The organism is Parafrankia elaeagni (assembly GCF_000374165.1).
Classification (GTDB): domain Bacteria; phylum Actinomycetota; class Actinomycetes; order Frankiales; family Frankiaceae; genus Parafrankia; species Parafrankia elaeagni.
Window position 1 is genome coordinate 50247 of the sequence record NZ_KB893721.1, and the last position, 19554, is coordinate 69800.

At 72.2% G+C, this 19554-nt stretch carries 17 protein-coding genes; 8 read left to right on the forward strand and 9 right to left on the reverse strand.

All coding sequences use genetic code 11. The annotated features are described in order from the left end of the window. The first annotated feature begins 53 nt into the window (after window positions 1-53). The gene (locus tag B207_RS0113930; RefSeq protein ID WP_018637161.1) at window positions 54-833 is read left to right on the forward strand and encodes a FadR/GntR family transcriptional regulator; all 780 of its coding nucleotides are present in this window, start codon (window positions 54-56) and stop codon (window positions 831-833) included. Window positions 834-918: 85 nt separating this feature from the next. Here B207_RS0113930 and B207_RS0113935 read toward each other — a convergent pair whose 3' ends face one another. Continuing rightward, on the reverse strand, window positions 919-1737 hold the full coding sequence (locus B207_RS0113935) for an enoyl-CoA hydratase/isomerase family protein (protein ID WP_063820921.1): 819 nt from the start codon (window positions 1735-1737) through the stop codon (window positions 919-921). A gap of 90 nt (window positions 1738-1827) precedes the next feature. Between B207_RS0113935 and B207_RS0113940 the strand changes: the two genes are divergently transcribed. After that, complete coding sequence (locus tag B207_RS0113940; protein WP_026311041.1) at window positions 1828-3588, forward strand: AMP-binding protein; 1761 nt, start codon at window positions 1828-1830, stop codon at window positions 3586-3588. 41 nt (window positions 3589-3629) lie between these two features. On the opposite strand, the gene B207_RS0113945 is transcribed toward B207_RS0113940, so the two are convergent. Genes B207_RS0113945 through B207_RS0113960 form a run of 4 tightly spaced genes read right to left on the reverse strand, consistent with a single transcriptional unit; the run spans window position 3630 to window position 8698 of the window. Beyond that, window positions 3630-5063, reverse strand: coding sequence for an acyl-CoA dehydrogenase family protein (locus tag B207_RS0113945; protein WP_018637164.1), 1434 nt, complete (start codon window positions 5061-5063; stop codon window positions 3630-3632). Next, entirely contained in the window at window positions 5063-6253 is a 1191-nt protein-coding gene (locus B207_RS0113950) for an acyl-CoA dehydrogenase family protein (protein ID WP_018637165.1), read from the reverse strand. Before B207_RS0113950 ends, B207_RS0113945 begins: the two co-directional genes overlap by 1 nt. Continuing rightward, on the reverse strand, window positions 6250-7152 hold the full coding sequence (locus tag B207_RS0113955; protein WP_018637166.1) for an enoyl-CoA hydratase/isomerase family protein: 903 nt from the start codon (window positions 7150-7152) through the stop codon (window positions 6250-6252). Before B207_RS0113955 ends, B207_RS0113950 begins: the two co-directional genes overlap by 4 nt. A gap of 37 nt (window positions 7153-7189) precedes the next feature. Further along, complete coding sequence (locus B207_RS0113960) at window positions 7190-8698, reverse strand: class I adenylate-forming enzyme family protein (protein WP_018637167.1); 1509 nt, start codon at window positions 8696-8698, stop codon at window positions 7190-7192. Between the two features lie 361 nt (window positions 8699-9059). Between B207_RS0113960 and B207_RS0113965 the strand changes: the two genes are divergently transcribed. The 3 genes from B207_RS0113965 to B207_RS0113975 are packed head-to-tail and all read left to right on the forward strand — an operon-like array spanning window position 9060 to window position 12671. Beyond that, window positions 9060-10286, forward strand: a complete 1227-nt coding sequence (locus tag B207_RS0113965; RefSeq protein ID WP_018637168.1) for an ABC transporter substrate-binding protein — start codon at window positions 9060-9062, stop codon at window positions 10284-10286. A 36-nt stretch (window positions 10287-10322) separates the two neighbouring features. After that, window positions 10323-11540, forward strand: a complete 1218-nt coding sequence (locus B207_RS0113970) for a cytochrome P450 (protein ID WP_018637169.1) — start codon at window positions 10323-10325, stop codon at window positions 11538-11540. Window positions 11541-11558: 18 nt separating this feature from the next. Continuing rightward, window positions 11559-12671 carry a phosphotransferase gene (locus tag B207_RS0113975; protein WP_018637170.1) on the forward strand — a complete coding sequence of 371 codons (1113 nt, stop codon included), beginning with the start codon at window positions 11559-11561 and terminating at the stop codon, window positions 12669-12671. 30 nt (window positions 12672-12701) lie between these two features. On the opposite strand, the gene B207_RS0113980 is transcribed toward B207_RS0113975, so the two are convergent. From B207_RS0113980 to B207_RS0113990, 3 genes are read right to left on the reverse strand one after another with little or no spacing between them, the layout of a single operon-like run. Beyond that, on the reverse strand, window positions 12702-13868 hold the full coding sequence (locus tag B207_RS0113980; RefSeq protein WP_018637171.1) for an acyl-CoA dehydrogenase family protein: 1167 nt from the start codon (window positions 13866-13868) through the stop codon (window positions 12702-12704). Window positions 13869-13873: 5 nt separating this feature from the next. Next, a complete protein-coding gene (locus B207_RS0113985) occupies window positions 13874-14986 on the reverse strand; it encodes an acyl-CoA dehydrogenase (RefSeq protein WP_018637172.1) in 1113 nt (370 codons plus the stop codon). Between the two features lie 9 nt (window positions 14987-14995). Then, the gene (locus B207_RS0113990; protein WP_018637173.1) at window positions 14996-16180 is read right to left on the reverse strand and encodes an amidohydrolase family protein; all 1185 of its coding nucleotides are present in this window, start codon (window positions 16178-16180) and stop codon (window positions 14996-14998) included. Window positions 16181-16497: 317 nt separating this feature from the next. On the opposite strand from B207_RS0113990, the gene B207_RS33870 reads away from it, so the two are divergent. Further along, window positions 16498-17091, forward strand: a complete 594-nt coding sequence (locus B207_RS33870; RefSeq protein WP_035740632.1) for a hypothetical protein — start codon at window positions 16498-16500, stop codon at window positions 17089-17091. Window positions 17092-17140: 49 nt separating this feature from the next. On the opposite strand, the gene B207_RS0114000 is transcribed toward B207_RS33870, so the two are convergent. Beyond that, window positions 17141-17644, reverse strand: coding sequence for a CGNR zinc finger domain-containing protein (locus B207_RS0114000; protein ID WP_084692141.1), 504 nt, complete (start codon window positions 17642-17644; stop codon window positions 17141-17143). 84 nt (window positions 17645-17728) lie between these two features. Here B207_RS0114000 and B207_RS0114005 point away from each other — a divergent pair, with 84 nt between their 5' ends. Then, the gene (locus tag B207_RS0114005; RefSeq protein ID WP_018637176.1) at window positions 17729-18556 is read left to right on the forward strand and encodes an iron-containing redox enzyme family protein; all 828 of its coding nucleotides are present in this window, start codon (window positions 17729-17731) and stop codon (window positions 18554-18556) included. Beyond that, a complete protein-coding gene (locus B207_RS33875) occupies window positions 18513-19514 on the forward strand; it encodes an EamA family transporter (protein WP_018637177.1) in 1002 nt (333 codons plus the stop codon). The genes B207_RS0114005 and B207_RS33875 overlap by 44 nt, the downstream gene beginning before the upstream one ends. Window positions 19515-19554: the final 40 nt, after the last annotated feature.

The window sequence follows — 19554 nt, forward strand, 5'->3', positions numbered from 1 at the left end:
TCCTCGCGGCCCGGTAGGCTGGGCGGACCGCGGACACTCAGAGAAGGTCGATCATGGTGGCCCAGCCGAGAAAAGCACAGAATCGCGACCGGGCCGCACTGCGCGAAAAGCCCCAGCGCATTGCTGACGAGCTTCGTCAGCTCATCGTCCAGGGCGAGCTTTCGGAGGGCGAGTCCCTCGGCCACGAGCCGGACCTGGTCGAGCGTTTCGGGGTTTCCCGCCCGTCCCTGCGCGAAGCCCTGCGCATACTCGAGACCGAGGGTCTGATCTCGGTCAGGCGCGGTGTTCTCGGCGGAATCGTCGTCCATCAGCCGGACCAGCGGATGACGGCCCGCACCGCGGCGCTCGTGCTCCAGGCCCGCAACGTGCCGCTCGCGGACGTCCACGCCGCCCGCAGCCTGCTCGAACCTGTCGCCGTGCGCATCATCGCCTCGGCGCGGGATCACAGCTCCGCGGCCGCCGAGCTCCGGCGGCTCAGCGCCGAGCAACTCGAGGTGATCGACGACCCCGAGGCGTTCGGAAACGCCAACTCGCGCTTTCACGCCCGCCTCGTCGAACTGGCCGGGAATCAGACCCTCGGCATTGTCGCCGAAATGCTCAACGAGATCGTCGCCCGAGCCGTCGCGGCGGTCAGCCAGCCCGAGGGCGGGAAGGACACCACGGAAACGCGGCTGCGAGGGCTCCGTTCCCAGGCCCGGCTGGCGGCGCTTGTCGAGGCGGGCGACGCAGCCGGTGCCGAGGAGCACTGGAAGGAGCACATGACGATCGTGGGAAAGGTGCTCCTCACCCAGGGCGCCCGTACGGTCATCGACCTGATGCAGCACCACTACTGAGGCCACCGCGAGTGCGGCCACCGGGAGCAGCCGGCGGGGCAGTTGACGGGGCAGTTGACGGGGCAGTTGACGGAGCCGCCGAGGGTCAGCGTCCCTCGAAGAGGGGCGGGCGGCGCTCGACGTAGGCCGCCAGCGCCTCCCGCATGTCCCGGGTGTGGACGTTCACCGTCTGCGCCAGCGCCTCGACCTCGAGCGCCTGGGCGAGGGACGACGTCCCGGCGGCGGCCAGCGCGCGCTTGGTCATGGACAGCGCCACCGGCGGCCCGGCGGCGATGCTGTCGGCGATCTCGCGCACCGCGGCGTCGAGGCGCGCCGCGGGCACGACCGCGTTCACGAAGCCGATCTCTGCCGCCTCGGTCCCGCTGAGCATCCTCGCGGTGTAGGCGAGCTCCTTCGCTCTGTGCACACCGATCCGCTGGCGCAGCAGCCAGGAGGTGCCGAAGTCGAGGCTGAGGCCCCGCCTGGCGAAGATCAGCGAGAACCGGGCCGTCCGGGCGCACCAGGTGAGGTCGGCGGCCAGCGCCAGGCCCAGGCCGGCACCGACGCACAGGCCGTCGACCTTGGCCACGACCGGCACCGGACAGTCGTGGACCGCCAGCACCACGTCAGCCAGGACCCGCATGTTGTCCAGGTTGTGCGGCGGCGCCCCGCTCCCGTTCGACGGGCGCTCGCCGCGGGCGCCACCGAGGTCCGCTCCGGCGCAGAAGTCACCGCCGGCGCCGGTGAGGATGACGGCGCGGGCACCCGAGAAGGCGACGTCCCGGAAGGTACGTCCGAGCGCCACCCACATGTCGCCCGTACAGGCGTTCTTCGACTCCGGCCGGTCGATCGTGACGGTCACGACGAATCCGTCCCGGTCAGCCCGGATGTTCGGGTGGTACGACGGGGGAGACTCTTGCGTCATGGACATATATCTAGAGATATTGGACGGACACGTCAACCGGACAACCTGCGAGCGCGAGCCCGACCTGCGCCCGGGGTGAGGGAGAACCGCGTGACAGCACAGGAGTGGTCGTTACCCGCCGTGCTCGACGTCGTCACCGACGTGGCCCCCGACCGTGACATGCTGGTGTCGGCCACCACGCGCCGAAGCTACGCGCAGGTGCGGGACCGCACCCGGCATCTCGCCGCCCACTTCCGGCAGCACGGGCTCGGCGTGCGACGCGAACGCCGCGAGCTGCGGCGCTGGGAGTGCGGCCAGAGCACCGTGGCGCTCGTGATGTCGAACTGCCCCGAGTACCTCGAGGCGATGATCGGGGCCTTCCGCGCCCGGGCGGTGCCGTTCAACGTCAACCACCACTACGCCCCGCGGGAGATCGGCGCGCTGCTGGGCCAGGTCGGCGCCGACGCCGTGGTGTACCACCGGCGGCTGGGCCCGAAGATCGCTCAGGCGGCCCGGTTCGACACCCGGCTCGACACCCGGCTCGGCACCCGGTTCGACACCCGGCTCGACACCCGGCTCGGCACCCGGTTCGACACCCGGCTCGACACCCGGCTCGACACCCAGCCTGGCGGGACCCTCGACGGGCTGCTGCTGATCGACGTCGACGACGGCTCCGGCGTCGCCCCCCTGCCGGGCAGCACCCCGTTCCCTTCGGCGGTGGCCGGCGCCGAGGGAGTCCACGACCTCCCGGTACCGTCACCCGACGACCTCTACCTCGTCTGCACCGGCGGCACGACCGGGACCCCGAAGGGCGTGCTGTGGCGTCAGGGGGACGTCTACGTCTCCGCCACGGGCGGGGTCGACGGAGCCACCCGCGACGTCATCGCGGAGATCGCCGAGGCCGGGGCGGGCGTCTGGTTCGCGGCTCCCCCGCTGATGCACGGCGCCTCGCAGTGGACCGCGTTCGCCGGGCTCGTCAACGGCGGCACGGTCGTCCTGCACGACGACTCCCGGCCGTTCGACGCGCGGGAGATTCTGCGGACCGTCGAGCGCGAGCGGGTGACGATGATGTCGATCGTGGGCGACGCCTACGCCCGGCCGCTGATGGACGAGATCAGCGCCGGCTCCTACGACCTGGCCTCGCTGGTGCGGCTCGGCACCGGCGGTGCGACGACCAGCGCCGGGCTCAAGCAGGCGCTGCTCGACCTGCTGCCCCAGCTCACCGTCGTCGACGGGTACGGGGCGTCCGAAACGGGCGGGATGGCGTTCGGGACGTCGACGTCGGGCAGGCCGGCGCATCGGTTCAGGCTCTCCGCGGGTGCGGCGGTGCTGTCGGCGGACCGGTCCCGCTTCCTCGACCCTTCGGACGACGAGGTCGGCTGGACGGCACGGGTCGGCCGGATCCCACTCGGCTACCTCGGCGACCGGGTGCGCACGGAGCAGACCTTCCCGCTCGTCGACGGCCGGCGGACCTCGGTTCCCGGGGACCGTGCCCACTACAACAGCGACGGCGACATCATCGTGCTCGGACGGGACGCGATGGTCGTCAACACCGGCGGCGAGAAGGTGTTCGTCGAGGAGGTGGAGGAGGTCCTTCGGCAGCACCCCGACATCCTCGACGCGCTCGTCGTCGGGCGGCCGAACGACCGCTACGGCGAGGAGGTGGTCGCGCTCGTCCAGCTCCGGGCAGGTACGCAGTTGTCCCCCGCCTCGGTCCGTGAGCACGTCGCCGGCCAGGTCGCACGGTTCAAGGCGCCCCGGGCCGTGCTGCTGTGCCCGCGGATCGGCCGCCACGTCACCGGCAAGGCCGACTACATCTGGGCCCGGCGGGCGGCTCTCGAGGCGGTGTCCGCCACCGTGCCGACAACCTGACGGGTCCGCGGGGCGGCCGGGCGGCCGCCCCGCAGGTCGGGCTACTCCCGGGCCGACGACCAGCCACGGGCGTCCCGCAGCACCTCCCGGAACGGCTTGCCGCTGTCGAAGGACGGTTCGCGGGGGAGGCCGAGCACCCGCTCGCCGATGCTGTTGCGCTGCATCTCGTTGGTTCCACCGGCGATCGACATGAAGCGGCTGTTGAGGAAGCCGACCGCGGCTTTCGGCCCAGGGCTGTCGCCGGGCCGCTCGTCCCGGTTCACGGCGTCCCCGTGCGCTCCGTCCGCGCCCATGGTTTCCCAGTTCACGGCGTCCGCGCCGCCGATGCGCATGGCGATGTCGGCGCGGATCGGGTCGTGGACGCCGCTGACCAGCTTGGCGTAGGAGGCGAGGTGCAGCGCCTGGGCGGGATCCGTCCGCATCCGCGCGCCGAGCCGCCCGAGCAACGCCCGGCGTGCCACGTCGTCGACGTGGGCGCGCACGATCAGGTCGCGGGTGAGCGGGTCGGCGAGCCGGCCGGCGGCCCGGGCGAGCTCGACGAGGTCGGGCGCGACACCCGTCGAGGCCCGGGTGGTGCGGGTGGTGCGGGTGCCGTGGCTGAGCCCTCCCCCGCGTTCGAACATCAGCATGGTCTGGGCGACGGTCCAGCCGTCGTTCACCTGGCCGATGACGTCACCGTCGCCGAGCACGACGTCGTCGAAGAACTCCTGGCAGAACTCGGCGTCGCCGGTGATCTGTCTGATCCGCTCCACGGTCACGCCGGGAGCGGTGACGGGGACGGCGAACCACGTCAGCCCACGGTGCTTGGGCACATCCCAGTCGGTGCGGGCGAGGCACATGCCCCAGTCGGCGTAGTAGGCCCCGCTGCTCCAGATCTTCGACCCGTTGAGGACCCACCCGTCGCCGGAACGGACCGCCCGGGTGCGCACACCGGCGAGGTCCGACCCGGCCTCCGGCTCGGAGAAGAACTGCACGAACAGCTCCTCGCCGGCGAGGATCCTCGGGATGTGCCGGCGCAGGAAGTCCGCCGACGCGTGCGCGAGCATCGTCATGGCGCACACGCCGAACGTGGTGCCGCCGGCTATGCCCAGGTCGGGCAGCCGGTAGCCGCGCGCCTCCTGCCCGAAGGCGCGTTCGTACTCCGGTCCGAGGCCCTGGCCGCCGTACTCGCGCGGCCAGGTGATCCCCGCGTACCCGGCCTCGTACAACCGGCGCTGCAGCGCACGCCCGGCCGCGATCGCGGCCGGATCGGTGTCGCCCCTGCGGAGGCCTGAAACCTGGCCCCGCTCGAGGTTCGCCTCGATCCAGGCCCGGGCCCGGGCCCGGTACTCGTCGAGAGCCGGCGCCGGGACCTCGCGGCCCGGCGCCGCGCTGTCGCCATGTTCCGGCGCCCTGTTGTCGCCGTCGCCGTCGCCGTCGCCGTCGTCGCGCTCCGCTGCCGCGTCACTGTCGTGCTCCGCCGCGATGTCCCGCATCAGCCGACTCCGATCCGCTCGCCCAGCCGGGCGCGGTGCCACTGCGCCGAGCCGAACGCCACCGCGTCCGCCGCGAGGCGCCTCATGAACAGGTGGTGGTCGTGCTCCCAGGTGTAACCGACCCCGCCGAAGACCTGGAAACAGCCATGGGCCAGCTCGACTCCGTGCTCGGCGACGAAGGCCTTCGCGGCATGCGCGAGATCCACCCCGTCACGGGCGCCGGAACCGGGCGGCCCTGAGCCAGACGAGCCGGAACCTAGCGACTCCGCGGCGGCGGACACCACGGCCTTCGCCATCTCGAGGGAGAGGCTCAGGTCTGCGAGCAGGTGCTTGACCGCCTGGAACGAGCCGATCGGCCGTCCGAAGGCGATACGTGTCCCGGCGTGTTCGACGGCTGCCTCGAGGTCATGGTGCATCGCCCCGACCGACTCCGCGGCGGTGAGGACCGCGGCGATCCCGACCTGCCACTCGAACCGCGCCGCGGTCGCGTCGCCCGGCACTCCGAGCACCGCGTCCGCGCCCACCCGGACATCGTGAAACCGCGCCGCGCCCGGCCGACGGGTGATGTCCAGGCTCGCCATCCGCCGTGTCTGGACTCCGGGCGTATCCGCGGCGACCAGGAACTGCGTCAGCCCACGCGGCCCGTGCGCGGTGACGGCCAGCAGGTCGCAGTCGGCCACGTCCGGTACGTGCCGGACGTCCCCGTCGAGGCGGAAGCCGCCGCCATCGTCCTCGGCCGCGACGATCTCGCCGGCTCCCGGCGTCAGCCCGGCGACGTCGCCCACCACCCACGTCGCCCGGGCCCGGCCGGCCACCAGCCCGGCGAGGGCCTCGCGGCGCCTCGGGCCCTCGGCCGCCAGCAGGTGGGCGACGACGTTCGCCGCGGCGAACGGGCCGGGCTGCAGGACGGCGCCCCGCTCGGCGGCGACCGCCGCCGCGTCCAGCAGGCCGTTGCCCGACACGGTGCCGCCGCCGTGCTCCTCGCCAACCAGCATCCCGAACCAGCCGAGCGAGCCCGCGGCCTCGTGGTAGCGCGCGTCTGGTCCACCCGCGCCCACAGCGAGTCCGCCTTCGCCCGCGGCGAGCTCGCGGACCGACGGCAGCGGCATCGTCCGCTCGATGAACCGGGAGCTGGAGTCGAGGAGCAGCTCCTGCTCGGGCGTCGCGGACGCCAGCAGCCCGACGCTCATGCGCCGGTGAACCCTGGCTCGCGGCGCTCGGCGAAGGCCCGGAAGCCCTCCCGCGCATCCATCGTGGTGTAGGCGATGTGCTGGGCCCGCGCCTCGTCCTCCACCGCCCGCTCGAACGTGGCCGAGTCGCTCGCGTCCAGCAGCCGTTTGATCAGGCTGAGCGCGGTCGTCGGCCCGGCGGCCAGCCGACGGCCCCACGCGGTGGCGACCTTCGTCAGCTCGCCGGCCGGCACGACCTCGTTGACCAGGCCCCACGCCAGCGCGTCCCGGGCGCCCACCCAGTCGCCGAACAGGGCCATCTGCTTCGCCCGGCGCAGCCCGATCTGGCGGGGCAGGCTCCAGGACGTCCCGCCGTCCAGGGAAAGGCCTCGTCTGGCGAACACCTCGCAGAACCGGGCCCGGTCGCTGGCGACGACAAGGTCGCAGGCGAGCACCAGGCCGAGCGAGACGCCGACGGCGACGCCGTCCACCGCCGCGATGGTCGGCTTCGGCAGCCGGTGCAGCCGGTTGACGATGTCGCCCGCCGTGCGCATCTCGTGCAGGATCGCCTGCCGGGGTCCGGAAAGCCCGCGGGCCTCGTCCCCCCCGCCCGTGGCTGCGCCCGCGTCCGTGCCCGTGCCCGTGGCCGTGGCCGTGGCCGTGGCCGTGGCCGTGGCCGTGGCCGTGGCCGTGGCCGCGCGCGCGCCGCCGCGCGCGCCGCCGGTCAGGTCGGCGCCCGAGGAGAAGTTCCCACCGGCGCCGGTCAGCAGGAGCGCCCGGTCGGCCGGGTTCCGGGCGACCTCGGTCAGCACCCGGTCGAGGTCGGCCCAGCTGGCCCCGTCCAGCGCGTTCTTCTTCTCCGGGCGGTTGAAGACAACCGTGACCAGGCCGTCACTGCGTTCGACGAGCGTCGAATCCATCGGGTCCTCCGTCCAACCGGAATCAATATAGATATTTTCAGTCGACATGATCGCTCGAGGCCGAGACCGAGGCCAACCAGCCTTCGAGCACACGCCGGAGGACCTTGCCCATCGGGTTGCGCGGCAGCTCGCCGACGGTCTCCAGGCGTTCCGGGCACTTGTGGCGGGCCAGTCCCTCGGCCTGGCAGTGCGCGACGAGAACGGCCAGCGGGACGTCGTGACCCGGCCGGACCACGACGACGGCGCAGATCCGCTCGCCGGTCCGCTCGTCCGGCACGCCGACGACCGCGACGTCGCGCACCGCCGGGTGCCGGGCCAGCACCCCCTCCACCTCCGCCGCCGAGATGGTCTCCGCGTTGCGGATGACGACCTCCTTGCGGCGGCCCCGCACCCGCACCCGACCCTGCTCGTCGACATCGCCGAGGTCACCCGTCCGCAGCCAGCCGTCGGCGTCGAAGGCCTCGGCGTCGAGCCCGGCGTCCGCGTAGCCGAGGAAGCACTGGGGGCCCTTCAGCCGCAGTTCGCCGTCGACGACCCGTACCCGGACGCCGGCAGCCGGCCGGCCGACCGTGGTGCCGGGCTCGGCGTCGGTCGACCTCTCGCTGGTGGCCACCGGGAACTCGGTGAGACCCCAGGAGCCCACGACTCCGGGCACCCCGAGGACCTGCGCGACCTCCCGGTTCACGGGCTCCGGTGTCGCCGCGCCGCCGCCCACGCAGGCGCGCAGCGCCGGGAAGAGAGGATCTCCTCCGTGGCGGCGCTGCGCCGCCAGATAGGCGTGGAAGAAGGGCGTCGCGGAGCCGAGGACCGTCGGCCGGTGGGCGGCCATCCGCTCCGGTGTCACAGCCGGGTCGAACACGTCGAACAGAACCAGCGTCCCGCCGGTCCGCAGCGCCGCCGCGAGCATCGAGACCCCGCCGATGTGGGCGATCGGCCAGGCGATCGGGTACACGTCCCCGGCGCCGAAACCGAGCCCGTCGACGACACCGGCCGACGAGGCGATCACCGAGGCGTCGGAGTGCCGGACGCCCTTCGGGTCGGCGGTGGTGCCGGAGGAGTAGTAGATCCACCGGCACTCGTCAGCCCGGGCGGGGGCGGGGGGCAGGCTCGCGGGGTCGCCCGCCGGCAGCCAAAGCGCCGGCCCGGGCGGGCCGTCGAGGTCCAGTGCCAGTACCTCGGGCCCGAGCGACCTGGCCATCGCGCCGTGACCGAAGCCGTGCCACGACTCGGACACGATGACCAGGCGCGCCGAGACCTGCCGCACGATGAACCCGACCTCCCGGTGGCGGAACACGGGAATCACCGGGTTCTGGACCACCCCGAGCCGCGCGCAGGCCGCCATGACCACCGCCGCCTCGAGCGTCGTGGGCAGCTGCCAGCACACGACGTCGCCCGGGCCCACCCCACGCCCGCGCAGGCCCGCCGCCGTGCGGACGGCCGCGTCGCGCAGGGCTGCCGTGGTCAGCGACCGGCCGTGGTCGTCCGCCAGCACGACGGCGTCCGGCGCGCGCCGGGCGGCGTCGTCGAGCAGGCCCCAGAACGTCACGTCGCGGTCCTCCCCTGCACCCGTCCGGTGCGTGCGTGGGCACGCCGGCGGCCACCGGCCGTCGCCGGTGGCACCTCCTGGCCATCGTCTCGCCTGGAGGCTAGAAAAGTCTAGATGTATTACCTAGACTCCGCGATCAGGTACCAGGAAGCCGGATGCGCCTGCCGACGGCCGGCGCATCCTCCGGGATCTCCGGTGGCACCGGAGCCGGGCGAGCGCGGCCGCTCTCTCCCGATCCGCCGGCGCTGATGACCGGCGACGTCTCAGCGCGGCCATCCGGCCGCCCATCACGCAGGGACAGATCATGGAACTGAGCACGCGGACAGGCAGCTTATGGACCCGCTCTCGCAGGCGCGGGCTGGTGGCGACGGCACTCACCGCGCTGGCACTCGCCGGCGCGGCGTGCGGCGGAGGCGACTCCGACCCGGGCCCGACGGACGATGGCGGCATCGACCGCTCGCTGCTCGGCCCGAGCCGGCCGGCCGGCGGCGCGCCGGTCAAGGTCGGCTTCATCAGCGACGGCAGCACACCGGCCTTCGACAACACGATCCAGATCGACGCCGCCGTCGCGATGACGAAGTACCTCAACGAGCACGCCGGGGGCATCGGCGGACGTCCGATCGAGCTGGTGACCTGCGAGACCGCGGCCGACCCCAGCCGGGCGGCGGACTGCGCGACCGACTTCGTCCAGGCCGACGTGACGATCACGGTCGCGGGCGAGTCGACGGCCATGGGAACGGCGTGGAAGCCACTGCACGACGCCGGTATCCCGATCTTCGTCTACGCCACCACCGAGCAGGCGGCCATTCTCGACCGGGACTCCACGTTCGCGCTGGCGGACCAGATCGCGGGCCTGGCGGGGATGCCGATCACCGTGGCCAGGGAGAACAATCTGCCGAAGGTGACCGTCGTCGGCGTCGACGTGCCCGTGGTCACCGGGTTCTACGACGCCATCGGCGACCAGGTCTTCGGCGATGCCGGTCTGGAGCTGGAGGTGGTCGCCATCCCGCCCGACCAGGCGGACCTCAGCCCGCAGATGATCCGGATCGCGGGCGGCGGGCCGACCGAGGTGCACATCATCGGCGGCGACGCCTTCTGTATCGCGGCGTTCAACGGGCTGCGGGCGGCAAGCTTCGACGGGCCGGTCAGCGTCGTCAACCAGTGCGTCTCCGACAGCTCGAAGTCCGCCCTCGGCGACGCGCTCGAAGGCGTGTACGCGTCGGCACCGTTCGCGATCGACGACCACGAGAACCCGGACCTGCGCCGGTGGCGCGCGATCGTGGACGCCTACGACGAGAACGACATCGACATGAGCAACTCGATGGGCTCCACTATCTTCGTCACGATGACGGCGCTGAGCCGGGCGCTCGACGGCTTCACCGGGGAGGTCACCCCCGCCCGCATCATCGAGAAGATCCGCTCCGCGCCGGAGCTGCCGTTGCCGGCCGCGCCGGGCCTGACCTTCCACTGTGACGGCCAGGCCAACCCGCTCGTGCCGGCCGCCTGCACCCGAGGCGGGCTGATGACGACCCTCGACGCGGAGGGCAGCCCGACACTGCCCTACAAGCCGTTCGGCGACGAGGGCTGAGAACCGGCCCCGTCCATGCCACCGGAAGGACTGAACGTGGATCTCGACGAGGCGGGCAGCGTCTTCACCGACCCGACGGCGTACGCGGACGAGAAGCGGTTCCACGCCGCGACGGCGCTGCTGCGCCGCCACTCACCCGTGCACCGGGTCACCTCGGACGGCTTCGCGCCGTTCTGGGCGGTCACCCGGTACGAGGACGTCATGGCGATCTCCCGGGACGCGCAGGTGTGGCACAACGCGCCGCGGACAGCCGTCAGCCAGGACCCGAGCGCGCCCGCCCCACCGGTGCGCACGCTGGTGCAGATGGACGCGCCGGACCACCCGGTCTACCGGGGCGTCAGTGCCGACTGGTTCAAGCCGGCCGGTGTCCGGCGGCTGTCCGACCGCATCGCCCAGCTCGCGAAACGTTTCGTCGACCACATGGCGGACCTCGGCGGCGAATGCGACTTCGTCACGGACGTCGCCGCGCACTATCCGCTGTACGTCATCCTCTCCCTCCTCGGGCTGCCCGAGGAGGACTTCCCCCGGATGCTGACACTCACCCAGGAGCTGTTCGGCACCGACGACGTGGACCTCGCCCGCAACCCGGGCGACACCGCCGCCCTGGAGACCCTGCTGGACTTCTTCCAGTACTTCCAGACAGTGATCGCGAACCGCCGCGCGACGCCGAGCGACGACCTGGGCTCGGTGATCGCCAACGCCGCGGTCGACGGCGAGCAGATCGGCGAACTGGAGGCGGTCGGGTACTACGTCCTGATCGCCACCGCCGGGCACGACACGACGAGCGCGGCGATCTCGGGCGGGCTGCACGCGCTGCTCGAGCACCCGGACCAGTGGCGGCGACTGTCCGACGATCCGGGCCTGGTACCCACCGCGGTCGAGGAGATGATCCGCTGGGTCTCCCCCGTCAAGCACTTCATGCGGACCGCGGCCGAGGACACCGTCGTGCGCGGCGTCCCGATCGCGGCCGGCGAGGCGGTGCTGCTGTCCTACCCGTCGGCCAACCGGGACGAGGACGTCTTCGCCGACCCCGGCGCGTTCGACGTGGCCCGGACCCCGAACAAGCACGTCGGCTTCGGCTTCGGCGCCCACTACTGCCTCGGCACCCACCTCGCCCGGCTGGAGGGCCGTGCCCTCTACAACGAGCTGGTGCCACGCCTGCGCGAGGTCGAACTGGCCGGTGTACCCGAGTACATGCGGACCCTGTTCGTCGGCGGGCCCAAGCGTCTCCCCATCCGCTACACGATTTCCTGAGTACTCCGGAGGCCAGGCATGACCGAGTCGGCGGGCAGAACGCTGGAGTGGATCGTCGACGACCCCGGCGAGGTCACTCCCGAGTGGATGACCGACGCCCTGCGCCGCGGTGGCACCGACGCCGAGGTCGTCGGGCTGCGCCACCAACCCGTCGGAGGCGGCCAGCTCAGTTCCAGCCACCGTTTTCACCTGGATGTCCGGCCCGGCGGCACCGACCCGGCTCCCTCGTCGGTGGTACTCAAGCTGGCCGCCGGCTCCCCCGAGGGCCGGGGCCAGATCGTCCCCGGCTACCGCAGCGAGGTGGGCTACTACACCAGGTTCGCCCCGGGCGCCCGGATCCGGGTCCCCCGGTGCTGGAGCGCCGCGATCACCGCCGACGGCAGGACCTTCACGCTGGTGCTCGAGGACGCGCACCCGGCGCTGCCGGGCCTGCAGGTGGACGGCTGCGGCATCCCCGAGGCCGAGGCCGCGTTACGCAACCTCGCCGGCCTGCACGGCCCGTTCTGGAACACCGACGGGCTCGCCGACGGCGCCGACTGGCTGCGCCGGACGGACGAGGCCGGTTTCGGCTTCCTCGGCGAGGTCCTCGCCGCGGCCATGGTGCCGTTCCTCGACCGGTTCCGGGACCGGTTCCGGGACCGGCTCCCCCCGGCCGACGCGGACACGCTGCGCCGGACGGTCGACCACTTCGCCCGGTGGGGCCGGCAGGTCTGCACCCGCCACACCCTCATCCACGGCGACTACCGGCTCGACAACCTGCTGTTCGCCGGGTCCCACGAGGTGATGGCGGTCGACTGGCAGTCGCTCGAGATCGGCTTCGCCGGCCGCGACGTCGCCTACTTCCTGTCCACCGCACTGCCGCCCGCGGTCCGGCGGGCTCAGGAGAACACCCTGGTTCGCGCCTATCACGAGCGGCTCGTCCAGATGGGGGTCGACGACTACCCGCTTGAGGAGTGCTTCCGGGACTACCGGCTCGGAACCCCGCAGGCACCGCTGCTCACCGTGCTCGGCTGCGTCTACGCGACCAACGAGCCCACCGAGAGCTCCGACCGGATGTTCCTCTCGATGATCACGAATGCGTGCAGCGCCATCCGCGACCTCGGCACCCTGGAGCTGCTCGGCAGCCGATGATCAGAGTTGCTTCCCGACGCCAGCGCCCGGTCAGCCCGACGGGTGCTGGCTGCGGGGCAGACGGCAGGCCTGCTCGGCGATGATGTTGCGCTGGATCTCGCTGGTGCCCGCGTAGATCGCCGTGCCGAGCGAGAAGCGCAGGGCGTGCTCGATGCGGCCGTCGGCGAGCGCCGTGGGGTCGAGCCGGCTGCGCAGCGCGTCCGGCCCGACCAGCTCGGTCAGGTCCTCCGCCGCGTTGACCAGGGACTCGGTGCTGAACAGCTTCGACATCGGGCCCTCGGCCACCGGGACCTGGCCGGCGGCACTCATCCAGGTGGTCCGCAGCTCCAGCAGCTGGGCGACCTCGAGCGCCGTCGCCCAGCGACCGAGGCGCGCCTGCACGTCGGGCTCGTGCAGCCGACCGCCGGCGCGCGCCCAGCCCTCCACCGCCCCGAGCAGGCGGTCCAGGTGCGGGCTGAACGCCGCGGAGTGCTCGTCCTGGAGCGCGAGCATCAGCGCCCGCCACCCGCCGTCGACCTCGCCGATGCGCCAGCGGTCCTCGACCACCACCTCGCTGAGGAACACGATGTTCGTCCGCTCCCCGGAGAGGGTGTACACGGCCTGCACTTCGATGCCGGGCTGGTCGAGGCGCACCAGGAACATGGTGAGGCCGGCGTGCCGCGGGCCGTCCGGACGAGTGCCGGTGCGGGTGAGCAGGAAGATGTAGTCGGTGACGTGGCCGTTGGTCGTGAACATCTTCTGGCCGTCCACGATCCAGCGGTCGCCGTCGCGGCGGGCCCGGGTCCGCACACCGGCGACGTCGGAACCCGCCTCCGGTTCGGTCATGCCCAGCGCGATGGTGAGCTCCCCGCGCAGGAACCGCGGGAGGATCTCGGCCCGCAGCTGTTCCGAGCCGACCACCCGGATGACGTTCGCGACCATCTCCGTGGTCGCCACCGCGTAGACCGGCGCCTCGGCCCTGGTCAGCTCCTCCTCCAGGACGTGGACCTCGTACGGGTTCAGCCGCCGGTGGCCGTCATCCCGTTCCCAGCCCGGGCCGACCCATCCGCGCTCGGCCAGCCGCCGGGCGAAGGCCGCGTCGTGCGACACGCCGCTGCGGTACACCCGGTCGTCGAGCTCGGGAGTCAGCTCCTGTGCGAGGAACTCCCGGACCTCGGCGCGGAACGCCGCCACGGACTCGTCCAGTTCGAAATCCATTCTTCTCAGACCTCCGTGTCGCCGCCGTACCTGGCCCGGGCCGCCCGCCGGTAGGCGTCCCGCGGCTCGCCCCACACCCGCGCCCAGCCCCTCGCCCGCCGGTAGTACAGCTGCAGGTCGTACTCGAGCATGCAGCCGTAACCACCGTGGAAGTGGACGGCGTCGTAGGTCACCTGCCGGGCGGTCTCCGCCGCGAACGCGAAGGCCATCGCGGCCAGCTCGCGGGCGCGGCGCGATCCCCGCACCGGCTCCGCGGCCGCCCGCGCCGCCAGCAGCCGGGCGCCGTCCAGTGCCGTCGCGCCGTTCGCCAGCGGATGCGCCACCGCCTGGTTGGCGCCGATCGGCACGCCCCACGCCTGCCGCTCCCGCGCGTACTCGCAGGTGGCCCGGTGCGCCGCCGCGGCCGTCCCGACGAGCGCACCGGCAGTCAGCACCAGCCAGTCGTCGAGCGCCGTCTCGAAGGCGGCAACCGCGGCCGGGCCGCGGGCGAGCTCCACCGCACCGGTGTCGAGGACGACGTCCGCCAGCGGGGCACTGGCGAGGTTGGCGACGGGACGGCGCGTACCGTCGTGCAGCGGCGCGAGCAGCAACCGCTCGCCGTCGAGCACGACGGCGTCGTCGGCGACCGCGGCCCCGGGTACGAGCGACGCCGTGCCACCGTGTGCGGGACGCACGGCCAGCGTCACCAGCCGCTCACCGCGGAGCGCGGCCAGCAGCGCGGTCCGCGCCGCGGCGGCGCCCGCGGCGGCGCCCGCACCGGCGCCCGCACCGGCGCCCGCACCGGCGCCCGGACCCGTGCCCGCGCCGGTGTCCGGACCACCGCCCAGGGCCGCCAGCAGGGCGGCCGCGACCTGCGTCTCGACGACGGGCGCCGGGGCGGCCGCGGCTCCGACCGGCTCGGCGACCAGGACGAGGTCGAGAAGCGCCGCCCCCCAGCCGCCGTGCTTCTCCGGGACGGCCATCTCGAGCACTCCGACGTCGCGCAGCGCCGCCCAGAGAACCCGGTCGAAGCCCATCGGCTCGGCAGCCCGCACCCGTTCCGGCGAGGCGTGTTTCGCGAGCAGCTCGGTGAACGAGTCGACGAGCGCCCGCTGCTCCTCGCTGGGTGCCAGGTTCACCGCGGGCCCTCAGAGTGCCGCGGGGCCGAGGAGCTCGAGCGCGTTGTCCCGCATGATCCTGCGCACCTCGGCCTCGTTGAAGCCGTCGAGCTCCTTGAGGAAGTCCAGCGGCTGTTCGAGCCCTTCGCCGTGCGGCCAGTCGGAGCCGAACAGCACCCGCTCCACACCGATGAGCTCGGCCAGCGCCGGCAGGTCCTCCTCGTAGTAGGGGGCCACCCAGACACTGCGGCGAATCGCCTCGAGCGGCTCCTCCGGGAAGTCCCACGGGGTCTGGTTCGCCTGCTTCTGAAGCCGCCTGACCAGCAGCGACACCCAGTCGGAGCCGTTCTCGATACTCGCGACGCGCAGGGTCGGGTGGCGGTGCAGGACCCCGTCGACGACGAGGGAGGCGACGGTGTCGTGGATGGCACGGTCGGAGACGAGAATCTTGCTCAGCGTGCTGACCTTGCCGTAGCCCTCGAAGTTGGCGGTCCCTCCCCACCTGGCGGTGAAGGCGTTGTAGCCGCTGTCCCCGAGATGGAAGGCCACCGGGATCGAGGCCTGCGCCAGCCTGGCCCAGACCGGGTCGTGCGCGCGGTCGCCCAGTGACCGCGACGTGCCGTGCCGGCCCGGCACCGGTGCGGGCCGGATGTGCACGATGCGGGCGCCCCGTTCGACGAGGCTGTCGAGCTCGGCCAGCGCCGCCTCCGGATCGGCCAGCGACAGCATCGGCGCGGACACGAGACGGCCCTGGTGGACGAAGCCCCAGTCCTCCTCGAGCCACCGGTTGAACGCCGACAGGCTCGCCATCGTCGCGTCCACGTCGTGCTTCAGCGCCTCCTCGACGCCACAGCCCAGGGTCGGGAACAGCAGGACGGCGTCGAGGCCCTGGCTCTCGGCCACCGCGGCGCGCTCGTCCCGGCCCTGGTACTCGACCTTGAGCGGCTCGACCTTCATCAGCGTCCTCGGGTCGACGCCGTCGGGCACCTGGCCGCGGAACAGCGGGTCGAGACAGCCGGGCACCACGATCGGGTTGAACGTCGGGTTCGGGATGAACCGGTTGACCCGCCCGCCGATGAGGATGTGCGTCCGCCTGCCCTCGGTGACGACCCGCACTCCCCGGTTCCTGAACCGGGGGTCGAGGTGCCGGGTGAACGCGTCGATCGACTCGTAGTAGTGGTTGTCGGCGTCGATCGCTCCGAAGTCGAGCTCCATCGCGCGTCCTCTCCGTCTCCGGTTCGCCCCCGCGGACCCCTCGGTCACCCGAAGTCTAGGCGATAACATCTAAACTTTTCCAGTCGCGGCCCGAGCCGTCCGGCTTGCCAGGACAGACGCACCATCCCCGCCGAACCTCCGCCCCGCTCGGACAGCCCGGTGGCGGCCAGCCGTCATCGGCCCCGTCGCGGCCTGGGCCGCCCGGCCCGCGCCTACCCGCCCACACCATTACCTTGGCATTAACATCTAGATATCTTGCGTACCCGCGACCATGTGCCGGGCTCCGCCGGCAGTCGCGAGGGGACCGGGAGGTCACTGTGCTCCGAGTGATCCAGTGGGGGACGGGAAACGTGGGCCGCCATGCCGTCGCGGCGGTGCGTGGGCATCCCGACCTCAGGCTGGTGGGCACGCTGGTGTACATCTACCCGCGCAGTGCCGGCGACCGTGTCGTCGAGCGGCTCGAGGCCGCCTGCGTGGAGGGCGGCACGTCCTTCCACGGCACCGGCATCGAGCCCGGCTGGGCCGCCGAGGTGCTGCCGCTCGCCATGTCCCCGCTGTTCCGGCGGATCGACTCGCTGCTCGTCCAGGAGCTGCTCGACTACTCCACCTACGACAGCGCGGACATGCTCTTCGAGATCATGGGCTTCGGGCGGGCGCCCGGCGCCGCCGTGCCGATGTCCGACCCGGTGCTGGCCGGAAGCGTCTTCCGGGCACCGATCATGATGGTCGCCGACGGCCTCGGGGCCACCGGGGAGGACGAGGCCGACCAGGGTTGCCTCGGCACGGCGATGCACGCCGTGCACGCGATCGGGCCGGTCTGCCGGGCCGAGCCCGGGATACGCACCTTCCTCGACCTTCCGATGATCAACGGTCGGCACGTCTTCGGGGCGGAACAGGCCTGCTCCAGATAACACGACTCACCCCGCCTGACCGGACGTCGTGGCCAGCCGCCGCGTCCTGTCACCTCGCGGTTGCCGTGGCGCGGTGGCGTGCCACGGCAGCCGTGTTCGCGCACCTGGCGGAGCAGTAGCTGCGGCGGCCGTTGCGCGACACGTCGACGAACGTCACCTCGCACCCCTCGCGTTCGCAGCGCCCGAGCCGGTCCGCACCGTCGCCGCAGATCACCTGGGCCAGCCCCGAACTCGTGATCGCCCTGATCCGCGCGACCACGCCGGAGTCGGGCATTCGGTAATGCAGGTGCGGACGCCCGTCGTGCGCGGAGATGTACGGCGATCCGGTCGATTCCGCCAACAGGTCGTTGACCAGGCCATAGAGCCGGTTGCCCGCCGACAGGCCGAAACATGCGTTCAGCCGGTCGGCCCAGCGCAGCAGGTCGGCCCGCGCGGCATCGTTGTCGATCTCCGCCTCGGCCACCGCATGGCGCCGCAGAACCGCCCGCACCAGGTGCGCGGGCGCATTCCTCTCCAGATTTGCCAGGTCAGCCGCCAGGTGAGCCCCGTGCATACTGTAATGGTTGAATTGCACCTTGCCATTCCAGCACTCTCGGAGGCAGCACGCAATGCGCCGACCGTCGGAGGAGCTGAGCCCGTGACAGTGATACACGCGGCGACTGGGAGCAACCTGAAGGACGCAGTCGAGAGGATGGCGATCTCGGTCTTCCAGCACAAGGCACTGCGGAACGACTTCTACGACCGGTGGACGACTCGGTCGCTGCCAGCGGAAGAGGTCAGGGTGTTCGCCATCGAATACCTGAGCAGAACCATCAGGACGAGCGAGATGGTCGCGCTCTCCGCCGTGAACACGGTAGACCGGACCGCACGTGTAGAATGCGTTGAGAATCTATTTTCTGAATATGGGGGAGGAAATCCCGAGAAGGTCCATCTGACCCTTCTCGAAAATTTCCTCACGGATCTCCTCGGACGGGTTTCGGGGCGTCCTGTGACGATCGACGAACTTTACCGGGAGCCACCGCTCACCAGCACTCGCTCCTTCAGTTCCGGGCAGCGCGAGCTCTTCACCTCGGGTGACCAGCGGGTCGTCCAGGGTGCCCTGCTGGCACAGGAGTGGCTGGCGTACTCGATGATGGTCAGGCTGTACGAGGGCGTTCGCAACTACAAGAGCTACTACAGCTCCGAAGAGGAGTTCCACGAGCGCTGCGAGTATTTTTACGTCCACATCGGGGAGGCGGAGAAGGAGCACCGGATCCAGGCCGTCGAGTCCGCCTCCCAGGTATGCGCCGACCTCACGGACCTTGCCCGGGTCCAGGTCGGGTTCGACGGCTTCCTCGACCTGACCGTGGAGTACTGGCGGGGTGTGGTGGCCCGGATGCGCGAGGCGGGCGCCCCGGCGAGGGGTCTGGAGACCCGCGCCCATGCGGCCGCGGTTCCCGCTGCTCGGGTCCGCTGGCGACGCTGACCTGCGGGGCCCGGCCGGCGGTCCGGACCGCGACCCGGACCGGCGCCAGGCCGGCGCCCGCCGCCGGTGGGTACCCGCGGGCCTCGTTCTCGCCCAGGTCCTGAGCCTGCAGTGCGGCGCCGCGGCAGCCAAGAACCTGTTCCCCGCCGCCGGCACCACCGCGACCGTGCTGATGCGCCTGTGGTTCGCCGCGCTGATCCTGCTGGCCCTGGCGCGACCGAACCTTCGCGGGGCCTGCGCCAGGGGCATTCGTCCGGTGGCCGCGCTGGGCTGCGTGATCGCGGCCATGAACATGGCGTACTTCCAGGCGGTGGCGCGCCTTCCCCTCGGTGTCGCGGCCGTACTGGAGCTACTCGGCCCGCTCACCGTGGCGACCGTGCTGTCACGGAGCCGGACAGACGTTCTCGCGGCGGCGCTGGCCTTCGGCGGAATCACGCTGATCGCCTTTCCCGGCGGAGCGGGGGTCACCGCGGCCGGTCTGGCGCTGGGTCTGCTCGCAGCCGTGCTACGCGCCTCCTATGTGCTGCTGAGCGGACACGTCGGACGCGCGACGGCGGACCTGTCAGGTCTCGCCGTCGCGCTCCTCGTCGGCGCATTCGTCTTCACGCCCTTCGCCCTGGTCTTCGGGGGCGTCGACCGCCTCGGCCACCCGAGGAACCTCGCCCTGGGCCTACTGGTCGCGGTCCTCTCCTCGGCACTGCCCTACACGCTCGACCTCCACACGCTGCGAAGAACCAGCGCCAGAGTGTTCGGTGTGCTGATCTGCCTGGGCCCCGCGGTCGGCGGAATCGTCGGCTACATCCTGCTGGGGGAACAGCTGAGCCCACGGCAGATGATCGCGGTTCTGCTCATCACCACGGCTGCTTTTCTGGTCTCCCGCCAGAAGGGCGCGGTTCCAGGTCGAGCGGCTCCCGGCCCTGTGAAACACGAAGAAGGAAGCGACCGCATCCTGGCGTGACGCCGGGACGAACACCCGAGGAGCTGTGCACCCGACGGGC